Source organism: Pseudomonas sp. yb_5 (assembly GCF_043103865.1).
GTDB lineage: Bacteria > Pseudomonadota > Gammaproteobacteria > Pseudomonadales > Pseudomonadaceae > Aquipseudomonas > Aquipseudomonas putida_Y.
Genome location: NZ_JBICKE010000143.1, coordinates 1 through 13,772, shown reverse-complemented (window position 1 = coordinate 13,772; position 13,772 = coordinate 1). Strand labels below are relative to the sequence as shown.

7 protein-coding genes are annotated in these 13,772 nt (G+C 61.1%); 3 read left to right on the top strand and 4 right to left on the bottom strand.

Features of this window, described 5'->3' with window-relative positions:
• Nucleotides 1-64: 64 nt before the first annotated feature.
• From ACF8GF_RS24960 to ACF8GF_RS24950, 3 genes are all read right to left on the bottom strand, one after another.
• On the bottom strand, nt 65-2,800 hold the full coding sequence (locus ACF8GF_RS24960; RefSeq protein ID WP_392488710.1) for a cation-transporting P-type ATPase: 2,736 nt from the start codon (nt 2,798-2,800) through the stop codon (nt 65-67).
• Nucleotides 2,801-2,960: 160 nt separating this feature from the next.
• Nucleotides 2,961-8,057, bottom strand: a complete 5,097-nt coding sequence (locus ACF8GF_RS24955; protein WP_392488709.1) for an AAA family ATPase — start codon at nt 8,055-8,057, stop codon at nt 2,961-2,963.
• Between the two features lie 42 nt (nt 8,058-8,099).
• Nucleotides 8,100-8,750, bottom strand: coding sequence for a response regulator transcription factor (locus ACF8GF_RS24950; RefSeq protein ID WP_176683979.1), 651 nt, complete (start codon nt 8,748-8,750; stop codon nt 8,100-8,102).
• Between the two features lie 202 nt (nt 8,751-8,952).
• On the opposite strand from ACF8GF_RS24950, the gene ACF8GF_RS24945 reads away from it, so the two are divergent.
• The 3 genes from ACF8GF_RS24945 (at nt 8,953) to ACF8GF_RS24935 (ending at nt 11,643) form a co-directional block, all read left to right on the top strand.
• Entirely contained in the window at nt 8,953-9,327 is a 375-nt protein-coding gene (locus tag ACF8GF_RS24945) for a response regulator transcription factor (RefSeq protein ID WP_176683980.1), read from the top strand.
• Between the two features lie 164 nt (nt 9,328-9,491).
• A complete protein-coding gene (locus ACF8GF_RS24940; RefSeq protein WP_176683981.1) occupies nt 9,492-10,694 on the top strand; it encodes an NAD(P)/FAD-dependent oxidoreductase in 1,203 nt (400 codons plus the stop codon).
• Between the two features lie 37 nt (nt 10,695-10,731).
• Nucleotides 10,732-11,643: an MBL fold metallo-hydrolase gene (locus ACF8GF_RS24935; RefSeq protein WP_176683982.1), complete on the top strand. Its 912-nt coding sequence runs from the start codon at nt 10,732-10,734 to the stop codon at nt 11,641-11,643.
• A gap of 94 nt (nt 11,644-11,737) precedes the next feature.
• Here ACF8GF_RS24935 and ACF8GF_RS24930 read toward each other — a convergent pair whose 3' ends face one another.
• Nucleotides 11,738-13,546: an ABC transporter ATP-binding protein/permease gene (locus tag ACF8GF_RS24930; protein ID WP_176683983.1), complete on the bottom strand. Its 1,809-nt coding sequence runs from the start codon at nt 13,544-13,546 to the stop codon at nt 11,738-11,740.
• Nucleotides 13,547-13,772 lie beyond the last annotated feature (226 nt).

Below are 13,772 nucleotides of genomic sequence, written 5' to 3'. Positions count from 1 at the left end.
CCAAATCCTCTTTCAGGTCATGAAGGTGCTTGTCGTTCCGGGTGCCGCCAGCATTCAACCCGTTCTACTCGGACAAGCGGATTCGAATCTGTTTTTCTATCTCGATAACCGCAAATAGCGCAACGCCAACCCCGATGATCAGCAGGCCATCAAGGAAGGGGATTGCCTCCGTTGCAAATACCTTTTGCAGCGGTGGCGCATACGTGATGGCGAACTGAGCGAAGGTAATCACCATGACGGTCATCCACACGACCTTGGTGCCGCGAATACCCTTCCAGGTAAGCGATGTGCTGTAGAGGTTACGAATGAAGAACAGGTGGAATATTTCCATCACGACTAACGTGTTCACCGCGAGGGTGCGGGCCAACTCAACAGAGTAGCCACGGTCGAGTGCATACGAAAAAATGCCATAAACACCACAGAGGAAAAGAATGGAAACAAGCACCATATGCCAGACCAGGGCTCCGCTTATGAGTGGTTCCTTACGTGAACGGGGCAGTCTGAGCATGGTGTTTTCTTCGGTGGGCTCGAACGCGAGCGCGATGCCGAGGGTCACTGCGGTTATCAGGTTGATCCACAGAATCTGTATCGGCGTCACCGGCAGCGTAATGCCGAGGAGCAGCGCGACAATGATGGTCATGGTCTCGCCTGCGTTGGTAGGCAGCGTCCAGCTCAACACTTTCTTGATGTTGTCATAGACTGTTCGGCCTTCGCGTACTGCAGCGACGATGGAGGCGAAGTTGTCATCGGCCAACACCAGGTCTGCGGCCTCCTTGGCGGCCTCACTGCCTTTTCCACCCATGGCTATACCGGCGTCGGCACGCTTTAGCGCCGGTGCGTCGTTAACGCCATCGCCGGTCATGGCCACTGTCATGCCATTCGATTGCAGCAGCATTACCAACCTGAGCTTATGTTCGGGGCTGGTGCGAGCAAAAATGTTGATGCCCTTTACCGCCTCCTTGAGGGCGGCATCGTTCATGGCGTCCAGGTCCACGCCAGTCAGCACCTTGTCGGGATTTTGCAGGCCTATCTGGCGACCGATAGCGGCGGCGGTACCGTCATGATCGCCAGTGATCATTTTTACGGCAATGCCCGCTTTTTGGCATTGCTGAACCGCCTCTAACGTCTCGGGTCTAGGTGGATCAATCAGACCGACCATGCCCAGCAACGTCAACTTTCCTTGCACGTCCCCGAACGCCAACACGGTGTGCTCGGTCCGAACCGGCCTTACTGCAAACGCCAATACACGCTGCCCCTTGGCAGCAATGGCGTTCGCCTTTGCGTGCCAGTAGTCCACATTGAGCGGTTCAGTCTCGCGAGTGCTTGCAAGCTGGTGCGTGCACATGGCCAGTAGCTGCTCTGGCGCACCTTTCACGTAGATAAAAGCTTGTCCATCATGGTTGTGATGCAGTGTCGCCATGAAGCGGTGTTTAGCGTCAAACGGTATGGCATCAGTGCGAGGCCAAGCCCGACGATCTTCATCTCGATCGATTCCGGTTTTTCCGGAGAATGCCAGCAAGGCCCCCTCCATCGGATCACCTTCCACCGTCCATACATCGTCATGCAGACGCAGTACGGCATCATTGCAAAGACCTGCTGCTCGTCCCAGGTCCGACAGCGCGGGGTGAGACGATAGGTCAATTGACCGATCAGCAAGACTGATGCTTCCCACAGGCTGATAACCAGCGCCATCGACCGTGAAGACCAGATCGTTCGTGACGACCGTTGCCACCATCATTTCGTTGCGGGTCAGTGTGCCGGTTTTGTCAGTGCAGATGACGGAGACCGAGCCTAGCGTTTCGATGGTAGGCAGACGGCGCACGATAGCGTTGCGTCGGGCCATTGCCCGAACTCCGACGGCCAGCGTAATGGTAAGGACGGCAGGCAGCCCTTCAGGTATCGCCGCTACCGACATCCCCACCACGACCATGAAGATTTCGGTGAAGGCGTAGTGCCCGACATAATGGCCGAACACGAGCAATAAGCCGCCAACTAACAGAATCAGGATCGTCAGCCAGCGGGCAAACACGTTCATTTGCTGCACCAGCGGGGTGGTCAGCGTTTCTACACCTGCAAGCAGAGAGCTGATACGCCCGATCTCGGCTGCTGCTGCGGTAGCCACTACAACGCCTGTTGCCTGTCCGCAAGTCACGAGCGTACCGCTGAACGCCATGCACGTACGATCACCCAAGGCTGCGCCAAGGGGCACTGATTGGGTATGCTTTTCTACGGGTACGGATTCACCGGTAAGAATGGCTTCCTGAATGTGAAGCCTGTTCGCGTGCAGCAAGCGTAAATCAGCAGGGACTTTGTCTCCCGCCTCCAGCAATACGATATCGCCCGGTACCAGTTCCTCACCCGCAATACTCAAGCGTTCGCCTGCGCGAATCACGGCGGCGCGCGGTGCCAGCATCTGCCGGATAGCATCCATCGCCTTTTCTGCTTTGCCTTCCTGAACGTAGCCAATGATTGCGTTTGCAATTACCACCGCCAGGATCACTACCGTATCCCACAGATGTTGCAGCATCGCGGTAATCGCAGCGGATCCTAAAAGCACGTAAATCAGGATGTTGTGAAATTGCAGCAAGAATCGAAACCAGGCCGGGCGCCTTGCTGCCTCTGGCAGGCGATTGAAACCAGCGCGGTCAAGACGGGCTTGAACCTCGGCAACCTCCAGTCCGACATGCGCATTGACCTCGAGCAGGTTTGTCACCTGCTCGGCTGGCAGGGTGTGCCAGGCCACAGAATGCGCAGGGATTGGTGTTTGCTCAACGACTGCGTCGACCACTGGCGTTTTCAATGAGACTCCCCTGTGCGCACAGCTCGACTGTAACGGGCTTAGGTGGACATGAGCGGTCGTCGCTGTATCAGCATGCTGATAAGTCGCTCGTCACGCTTAGGTTCTCTTTGCCATCTAGCTGATACGAACTATAAGAAACATGCAACCGACAGCTTGATAACTATTGACCTGAATCAACCAGAAGCGCCGGTAAGGAGAACTGCACCTGGGCGCCAGGACTCTGCTTGGGGCTGGCCCAGAAGCGGCCGCCGTGGCTGTCGATGATCGAGCGGCATATTGACAGCCCCATGCCCAGGCCGGTCGCCTTGGTGGTGTAAAAAGGCTCGAAAACCTGCTCTACGTTTTCCGCTACGAATCCGGGCCCGCTGTCCGCCACGGTTACCCGCACCCCCTCCTGGTCGAGGGCCGTGCTTATTTGCAGCTCACGGGCACCTTCAACCTCCAGCATCGCCTCCAGCGCGTTGAGGATCAGGTTCAGCAGTACCTGCTGCAACTCCACGCGGTCGATCAGCACCTGCGGCAAGCCCTCGGCAAGGGCGGTATGCACCTGTGCCCTCGCCCTCACGGCCTCGCCACGGGTAAAGTCGACCATCTCCAGCACCACTGCGTTGACGCCCACCGACTGCTTCTGCGGCGGGGCTTTGCGGATCAACTCACGAATACGGCCCAGCACCTGCGCCGCGCGGTTGGCGTCCTTGATGATCCGTCCCAGCCCCAGGCCTACTTCATCCAGCGCCGGTGGCTTTGCGCTCAACCAGCGGATGGCGGCATTGGCATTGGTGACCGTGGCAGCGATCGGCTGATTGACTTCATGGGCGATCGAAGCGGCCAACTGGCCCATGGTAGCGACACGGTTGGCATGCGCCAGTTCGGCCTGTACCTGGCGATTCTTGGCCTCCCGTTCCGCTACCTCGTGATACAGCCTGGCGTTCTCAAGCGAGATGGCGGCCTGTGACGCGACCAGCCGCAACACCGCGATACGCGCGGGGTCGAACACGCCGGCACTGAGATTGTTCTCCAGGTACAGCGCCCCAACCAGCCGCGCCTGATTGCTAAGCGGCAGGCATAGCAGCGACCGAGCCGAGCATCGGCGGATGTAGTCGTCAGCCATGAACGCAGCGTCACCCATGGCGTCGTCCAGGCACAGACTTTCCCCCGTGCGCAGTACCTGGTAAAGCACGGACTCGGCCAGCAGCGTACTGCTCACCGGTTCGTTGCAAATCATCACTTCACCCTGCCCCACACTTGCCTGCGCGACGATATGCGGCTCGCTCCCTCGGGCGCGGACCAACACGCCCCGCTCGGCACCGGCTTGCTCGATCGCCGTGCGCAGCACTTGGGTGATCAGTTTCTGCAGATCGACTTCGCCCGACACGGCGCGGGACACCTTGAGCACCGTCGCGAGGTCCAGGTGCTCGACCGGGGTGGCGATGGTAGCCGTGGGGCCTGGCTCTGGCTCGATGCTGCGCAGATAACGATGACGGCTGTCCAACTGGCGCACCTTGCCATCGGCACCCCAGCGCAGGTAGCCATAACGCGCATCTCGAAGGTAGACGCGGGCAATCCGGGCAAGCCCGCGGCTGCCGTAGAAGCGCGATGCCAATTCGTTTGCAAGCGCCTCGACATGCACAAAGCCGCTGTCACGCGCGAGCTGGATGGCCTGCTCATAGAGGTGCTCGGCGTCGACCACGTGCCCCTGCAAGCGCGCGATTTCGGCCTCCAGCAGCACCTGCCGACTGGCGAAGGTTTCTGCGCACTGCCGGGCCCAGGTCTGCAGCTCGTGATGGTGCTCGGCCAACGCCTGCAACGTGACATCATCAACGCTCTGCCCGGCCGCCAGCGTCAGTGCGGCAAAGAAGTGGTACTCCGCCTCCTCGAAAAACGAGGTGATCACCCATTTAAGCGCCTTGGCCCGCGCCGCACAGGCTTCGGCCGCCGCATAGTCGCCTGCCAGGTAGCGCGCCTGCAGTTTGCGCACCCAGTATTTGCCGGCCGCCAAGGCAAGGTCCGGAGCAGCGTCCAGGTGCTGCTCGAAGCGCGCTTCATTGAAGTGCTCGTCGTTCAGACTTCCAAACACCGGCGTTTGCCCGCGCAGCGTGCGGATCAGCGCCAGCTGCGTGTTCATGAAGTCGATCACCAGCCCGAAATGCACTTTTTCTGCGTAGGCCAATCCTTGCTCGGCCTCCGGTTGCATGCTGCCCAGCGGTTCACCAGTGAACAACTGATCGGATATCAGCCCATTGCCTACATAAGCGGCATACGGCAGGTCACCAACCCGGTTGGCCGCGACGAAGGCCCGGCGCAGCAACTCGCGACACTCGCTGACCGGCCGCGTCCAGCGCACCACGAACATCGAGAAACACAGGAAAGTACTGGCTTCAAAGCGTTGCAGGCCGCGCCGCTCGACCAGCTCGCAAGCAAGACGCCCGAATCGGTAACCGGTCTGGTAGTCGCCATAGCGCCGGGACACCCGCCCGATATTGGCGTAGAGCATGCACGAAGCATCACAGTTGCCATGCTCGAGGCTCAAACTTACAGCCTTGCATATGGTCAGGCAGGCCAGGTTGGCATTGGTTTGCACAGCCGGGGCGAACAGCTTGCACAAGACATCCAGGGTGGCCAGGGAGGTCGCGTCCTCCATCAGCGGCAGGTCAATCAACTGCTCGATGCTACGCGCGCCTACCCGCAACGCGATCTGGTCATATTCACCACGTACCTCGTCATCGCTCGGCCGCGCGACCCAGTGGATGCCCACCTGCCGCAGCCAGGCGAGGCAAACCGCCACCGCGCGATCGCTGCGGTCGAGCATCAGGCAAACATCCATATGCAAGCACGCTACCGCAACGCCTTCGGCTGTGGTCCTGGCGCGCCGAGCCAGGCCGATCAGGCGCGCGTCCGCGCACCCGAGCTGGCCGGTGAGAAACTCGCATTCAGCCCGGTTCAGCGCCAGGGCAAAGCTCAATTCATGCGGATAAGCGGCACACGGCCCCTCCAGTAATTGCTCGCCCACGCTCAGGTAGGCCAAGGCCGATCCGTAGGCCGATGCGGCCTTGGCCCGGCGCCCGGCAAGCAGGTTGAGTTCGGCCAACTGCTTGCGTTCGCCAGGGGCATCGATCAGCGTCGCACCGCGGTTGAGCTGCCCGACGATCTCGAAAATGGCTTCCTCGCGGTGCTGGGCCGGCACTTGGTTGGCCAGCAGGCGACCGATACGCAGGTGCATGGCAGCGCGGTCTTGTTCGGCGATCAGCGAGTAGGCGGCTTCATGGATGCGGTCATGAACGAACGCGCAGGTGCCGTCATGGTGGGCGACCAGCTCCAGCCGGATTGCCGCCCATAAAACCGCCTGTACACGCTCCATCGGCAGATCGAGCACCAGGGCAAGCGTCTGCGTATGCGCCACGTTCCCCAGACAGGCCAGGTGCTGAAGTGCCTGACGGGTTGCCAACGGCAGTCGGGCGAGCTTGCCAACCATCAGGTCGACGACATTGTCGGTGTAACCCTTGGCATGGATACGCTGCGAATCCCAACGCCAGCGCCGGGCTGCGTGGTCGTAGGCCAGGAGCGACTCCTCGGCCAGCGCCTGGAGAAACTGGATGACAAAAAACGGGTTGCCGGCAGTCTTGTCCTGCACCAGCTGGGCCAGGCCCATCACGCTCGGGGCCGGGCAGTGCAGTGACTCGGCGATCAGCTGTTCGATATGCGGGCGTGCCAGGGGCGCAAGGCGAACCTCATGCACAGGGGCGCCTGCCTGGCGAATCGCCTGGAGCCTGGCGGTCAATGGGTGGTGGGCATCCACCTCGTTGTCGCGGTAGGCGCCCACCACCATCAGATAACGCAGTTCCGGGTGCGTAAGCAGGTCTTCGAGCAGGTCGAGGGTCGCCGCGTCCAGCCACTGCAGGTCGTCCAGAAAAAGCGCCAGCGGGTGCTCGGCGCGGGCAAACACCGAGATGAAGCGTCGCAATACCAGCAAAAACCGCCGTTGCGCCTGCTGCGGATCAAGCACCGGCACTGGCGCAGGCTCGCCGATGATCAGCCGCAGCTCCGGAATCAGGTCGGTCATCAGCCGTGCGTGGGGCCCACACGCCGCCAGCAATGCCGTACGCCATCCGGCCAGCACCTCGCTGCTTTTCCCAAGCAACGTGCGCACCAGCCCCTGAAACGCCTGCACCAGGGTGGAATACGGGATATCGCGCTTGTACTGGTCGAACTTGCCACTTGCGAACAGTCCTCGCGGTGGTACCAGTACCTTGTGCAACTCATTGACCACCGAGGATTTGCCGATCCCCGAATAACCGGAGACCAGCACCAGCTCCGGCACGCTGCTGCGCACCATGCGAGCGAAGGCATCTTCGAGAATCTGCACTTCGCGTTCGCGACCGTATAGCTTTTCCGGGATCAACAGGCGGTCGGGGGCGCCTTGTTCATCCAGGCTGAAGGCCTTGATGCTCCGGTTTTGTCGCCACTCGGCAAGGCACCGGCGCAGGTCTTGCTCAAGGCCGGCAGCACTCTGGTAGCGATCTTCAGCGGTCTTGGCCAGGAGTTTCATCACCAGTCGGGACAGCAGCGGCGGCACGGTGGCAACGCGCTCGCTGGGTGGCAGTGGTTTGCGAGCAATGTGGCAGTGCACCCACTCCATGGGTTCTGTGGCATTGAAGGGCAGCGAACCAGTGAGCATCTGGTACAGGCCCACCCCCAGCGCGTAGAGGTCACTGCGTGAGTCTACGGAGCGGTTCATCCGTCCTGTCTGCTCAGGCGCCATGTATGCCAAGGTACCGGCGATGGTCTCCGGCGGTTCGGGCGCTTGCCGCTCGCGGGGCAAGCGTGACGCCAGGCCGAAACCGGTAAGGCGGACCTTGCCATCGTCGCAGTCGACCAGGATGTGGTGGGGTTTGAGGTCCTTATGCACCAACCCGGCCAAGTGCAGGCGGCCCAAGGCAACGCTAATTGCCACAGCCAGCTCAAGGCAGGTTTCGATGTCCAGCGGTGACATCAGCAAGGCCGACAACGGTTGGCCGCCCGGGTCGCTCAGCACCAGGCGCGGCTTGCCATTGAAGCGCTCCAAGGCCTGGGGCTGCAGCGCCCAGCTATCCTCAAGCTCATCGCGTAGACCATACTCATGTGTCAAGCGGTCGACGGTGGCGGGCGTAGGCTGCTCATTGGCCGGCTGCATCAGCAGCACGCGGGTGCCGTCCGGGCGCCGTAGCCGGCAAAACAGGCGATCACCATCGTTCCACAGGACTTGCTGTCTACCTGGCATGGGTCCGGGCCCCTTCGTCAAGTTGGAACAATGCGAGCTGTGTCAGACCATGCGACGCAACGGCTCGACACCCAGCGCCTCGGCCATGCGCACCAAGTCGGCGACCGAGCGAGCGCCGAGTTTCTTCATCATCTGCCCACGATGCACTTTCACGGTGACCTCGCTGAGGTTCAACTCAGCAGCGATCTGCTTGTTCATCAGGCCGGCGATAACGAAGGCCAGCACCTGCCGCTCCCTGGACGTTAGCGTCTGGAAAGCGCTGCGCAATGCCCCGCCGGCCTGTTCACCTGCCAGACGCTCGCGGTCGCGAGCCAGGGCACTGGCCACCGCGTCGAGCATGTCCTGGTCACGGAACGGTTTGGTCAGAAAGTCTACCGCGCCAGCCTTCATCGCTTTGACCGACATGGCGATATCACCATGCCCTGTGATGAATACCACCGGAATGTGCACCCCTCCCTGCTCCATCTGTGCCTGGAACGCCAGGCCACTTTCGCCACGCAGACGCACATCGAGCACCAGGCAACCGGGCACAGCCTTGCGGGGGAAGGCAACAAATTCCTGGGTGGAAGCAAAGCTTTGCACCTGCAAGCCCACCGAACGGAACAACCCGTCGAGTGCCAGGCGCATGGACTCGTCGTCATCAACGATATACACCACCGGCTCATTCGGGCCGTGTGTGCTCTGTAAGGCCATTTGCGCTCCTTCAGCCGTGACGCCGCGTGCTGTTGGCAGGTTGAAAATCTAGCCTATTGTTGGGCAAGGTTCACAGGTTTGGCCACCGGAAACCGGCAATACCAGACGCAGGTATAGCCCAGCTATACCTAGGTATACTTCTGCCACTTGCGCGACCGGGTATCTTGAAACAATGGCACAGGCCGCCAGGAGCAGACCGCGCATGAAGCAGCCCACCGCAACTCTGATTGCCGTTGTCGACGACGACGAGTCCCTGCGCGATGCGCTCGACGGCCTGTTGCGCGCCACCGGCTACCGTACCCGCACCTTTGCCAGCGGCATTGATTTCCTTGCCTCTGATGGCCCGGGCCAGGCAGGCTGCCTGATCTCCGACATCCAGATGCCCGGCATGTGTGGCGTCGAGCTGTTGACGCAACTACAGGTACGTGGGTTCGACATTCCGGTGATCTTCATCAGCGCCCACCCGGGCCAACGCTCACGCATCACCCCGGGCATGGCAGGCGTAGTCAGCTGTCTGCCAAAACCATTCGAAGCCCAGCAACTGCTGGACTGCATCGAGACCGCCCTGCACCACTGAACAGTCCCTTCGATACGATCGTATAGCTGCTTACGCCCCATGCGTAATCCACTGCACACCCATGGAGAAGTGTGCGCGTCCCTGCCCCTGCATAACATCGACCTACAGCGTCCCGCCAGGGCCGAAGTTAAGAACCCTTACCCGTTCAACACAGGAGCACGATCATGAAACAGCAACTTCTGGTTATTGGCGCAGGATTCGCCGGATTGTGGAGCGCCCTGAGCGCCGCGCGCCTGCTCGACATGCATGGTCGGCAAGACGTGCAAATCACCGTGCTGGCGCCACAGGCTGAACTGCGTATCCGCCCGCGTTTCTATGAGGCCGACGTGCATAGCATGTTCGCCCCGCTCCAGGCGCTCTTCGATGCTGTCGACGTACGCTTCATCAAGGGCTGCGCCGAAAGCATCGACGAGCTGGCCCGCCGCGTCAGCTATCGCGACGAAGCCGGCCAACAGGCGCAATTGGCCTACGACCGCCTGATTCTGGCAAGTGGCAGCCTGCTGGCCCGCCCACCCGTGCCTGGCCTGAGCCAATATAGCTTCGACGTCGATCAGATCGAATCAGCAGCGCGCCTGGAGCAGCACCTGATGGCGCTGGGCAAACGCCCCGCAAGCAGCGCCCGCAATACCGTGGTGATATCCGGCGGCGGCTTCACCGGTATCGAAACCGCTACCGAGATGCCTGCACGCCTGCGTGCGGCTCTGGGCGAAGACGCGGAGATCCGGGTGGTCCTTGTCGACCGTGGCGAGCGCATCGGGGCCGCCCTGGGTGAGGGTATCAGACCTTCGATCATTGAAGCCTCGGATGAACTGGGTATCGAATGGATTGTCGGGGCCACCGTAACCGCGGTGGATGCCAATGGCGTAACGCTGGCTGATGGCCGACATATCGAAAGCCAGACCGTGGTCTGGACCGCCGGCATGCGCGCCAGCCCGCTGACCGAACAACTGACCGGTACCCGTGACCACCAGGGGCGCCTGCATGTGGACGGCAACCTCAAGGTGCACGGCCTGGACCATGTCTTTGCTGCAGGCGATGTGGCTTATGCAGCCACTGACGAGATCGGCAATTTCGCGGTGATGTCCTGCCAGCATGCCATCAGCCTCGGTCGCCATGCCGGCAATAACGCAGCCGCCGATCTGCTGGGGGTGGCACCCACGACTTACCGTCAGCCCAAGTACGTGACCTGCCTGGACCTAGGCGCCTGGGGCGCCGTATACAGCGAGGGCTGGGACCGCCAGTTGAAACTGGTGAAAGGCGAAGCCAAGGAGCTCAAGACCCAGATCAACACCGTGTGGATCTACCCGCCGGCAGCCGAGCGCGCTACCGCCCTGGCTTCCGCCGACCCGTCGATTCCAGTGGCTTGAGCCCCGCACGACCTTCCCATCCAGCAGGAGAACGACCATGACAATGCCAATGAACAATGTCGTCCCGACCGAGACCGAAGAACTGGTGCCCTCGCGCTATGCCGTGAAAGTCGGTGACATCGAGGTGCTGGTGGTGAGTGACGGTGTACTGCCCCTGCCCACCGAAACCATGTCGACCAACGCCGACCCAGCCGCCCGCGCGGCCTGGTTCAAGGACATGTTCCTGGGGCCGGAAACCTTCGACTGGGCGCTGAATGTATTGCTGGTGCGCAGCGGCGAGCAGGTCATCCTGGTGGATGCCGGGCTGGGTGGGCAGTTCCCTGGGTTCCCGCGGGCCGGACTGTTCCCGAAGCGGCTGGCGGCGGCCGGCATCGCGCTGGAGTCGATCACCGATATCATCATCACCCACATGCACATGGATCACATCGGCGGCCTGCTGGTGGAGGAGGTGAAGAACCGCTTGCGTGCGGACGTGAAGATCCATGTCACCGCGACAGAAGTAGACTTCTGGGCTGCACCGGACTTTTCGCAAACGGACATGCCTCAACCGGTACCAGATGTACTGCGGTCCACGGCAAAAGCGTTCATGCAAGCCTACGGCGACAGGATCCGCACCTTTGAGCTGCACCATGAAGTGGCCCCCGGTGTCGTCGCCAGCCTTACCGGCGGTCATACACCGGGGCACTGCGTGGTGTACATCAACTCGAACGAAGAGCAGCTGACCTTCGCCGGCGACGCATTGTTCCCGGTAGCCTTTGATCACCCGGATTGGCACAACGGCTTCGAACACGACCCTGAGGAATCAGTGCGGGTGAGGATGGCGCTGCTACACGATGCCGCAACCAGTGGCGAGCTGTTCGTCGCGACACACTTGCCCTTCCCTTCTGTAGGGCGGGTAGCGGTCGACGGTGAAGGGTTCCGCTGGGTTGCAGGATTCTGGAATTATTGAAAAACATCGTGATGCTCGACCGCCCCCTCACACATGACAGTGCTAGGCACGAGATGCGCTGCTCTGGTGAGGGGCTCCCGGAACTCAAGCCGAACTAGGCCAGCGCAGCCTCCTGCTCCAGCAACGACCAACCGCCATGCCCATCCACCTCAAGCCGGTGGGTATGGAACGCCGCCAGCGTGCTGCGGTGGCCGACACTGACCAGCAATGCACTCGGCATTTCCGAACGCAGCAACGCATACAAGGCATGCTCGAGCCCTTCATCCATCGCCGAGGTGGACTCGTCGAGGAACACCACCTGTGGCCGGTTGAACAGCACCCGGGCGAACGCCAGGCGCTGCTGCTCGCCCACCGAGAGGATGTGTGACCAGTCGCAGCTGACGTCCAGACGCTCGGCGAGGTGGGCCAGGTTGACTTGGCGCAATGCCTGCTGCATGAGCAGTTCATCCTTGGGGTTGCTGGCTGCCGGGTAGGCAATGACGGTACGCAAGTCACCCAGCGGCAGGTACGGGCGTTGCGACAGGAACAATGCCTGATGGCCCGTAGGCCGCCTGACCTTGCCTTCGGCATACGGCCAAAGGCCCGCCAGGGCACGCAGCAGCGTGGTTTTACCACTGCCTGACGGCCCTTTGATCAACAACGCCTGACCGGCGTGCAGGCTCAGGTCCAGGTCGGCGATAAGGGCATGCCCATCCGGGCGTAGCACCTGCAAGCCCGCGATCTGCAGCGCATGCGCCTGGTCTTCGGTAGCGACGCGCGGCAACGCACTTGCCTGCTGGTTGGCATCCAGAAAGCCGGTGAGACGGTCAAGGGTTGCACGGTACTGCGCAAACGCATCGTACGACTCACGGAAGAACGACAGAGAATCCTGCACCTGCCCAAAGGCCTGGGAAGTTTGCATGACATCGCCCAGCTTGATCGCCCCACTGAAGAAGCGCGGCGCCTGAAGAATGAACGGAAACACAACGGCAACCTGACTGACACCCAGGTTGAAGCCACTGAGCTTCAGGTTCCGGTACACCAATGCCCAGACATTCACGATCAAGGAAGCAAAGCGGCCCAGCAACGTGCCCCGCTCGACTTGCGAACCTTGGTAGAAGGCAATGTTCTCGGCGTTCTCACGCAGACGCATCAACGTGTAACGGAAGTTGGCGGTGAGTTTCTCGTTGAGGAAGTTAAGCCGGATCAGCGGGCGCCCGAGGCGGAAGGCGACCCAGGTGGCGGCGATGACATACAGGTACACGGCAAACACCATCGCCCGAGGGATCTCCACGCCGGCCACCGTCAACGGTGCCGACAGCCCCCAGAGGATGCCGGTGAACGCCACCAGTGAAACCAGCGCACTGACTGCGCCCAAGGCAAGGGTGACCGAGTTGGTGACGAAAGCGTTGACGTCCAGTTCGATACGCTGGTCAGGGTTGTCCACTGGCTCGGCAAGGAACTGGCCACGGTAATAGGCATCGCCCTGCATCCAGTCGTGGGTCAGGCGCTCGGTCAGCCAGACCCGCCACTTGATACTGAACGCCTGACTGACATAGAAGGTGAACAGCGAGCGCAGCACATGGATGGTGGCCAGCACCGCGAAAACGCCGAGCAGGTACCAGAACGCCGTCTGGTCAAGGCCCTGCAAGGCGCTGTAGAAGCCGTTGTACCAAAACGAGAACAGCACGTTGAGGCGAACCGAAAACAGCGTCAGGACCAGCAGCAGGGCGAATACCAGCAACGGCCGCCAACTGCGCCTGAAACTGAAATAGGGTCCCGCAAGCTGCCAGAACTGGCTGCCCCAGCGTGTACAACGCACAGCCAGAGTCGCGGCTGCAGTGAAGCTGACAAGGGTGATGAACGAGGCAATTGCCAGCCAGCTTAGGCTCTCTTGCAGGGCCTGATGCCAGTTCATTTCCATGGTAAGTATCCGTGCTGAGTATTTCCGCGAGCGTAGCACTACGCTGTCATGCTTCAGGTATAAATGACGCACATTTCATGATTTGTAGGAGCGGGTTTACCCGCGAACACCGGTAACGCCGGTGCCATCTACGAAGCTGCCTGCTCCCGGGATTCGAGCAAGGCCAGATTTTTTGGCCCATAAAGACAAAACCCCTACCTGCATATGCAGATAGGGGTTTTGCGAA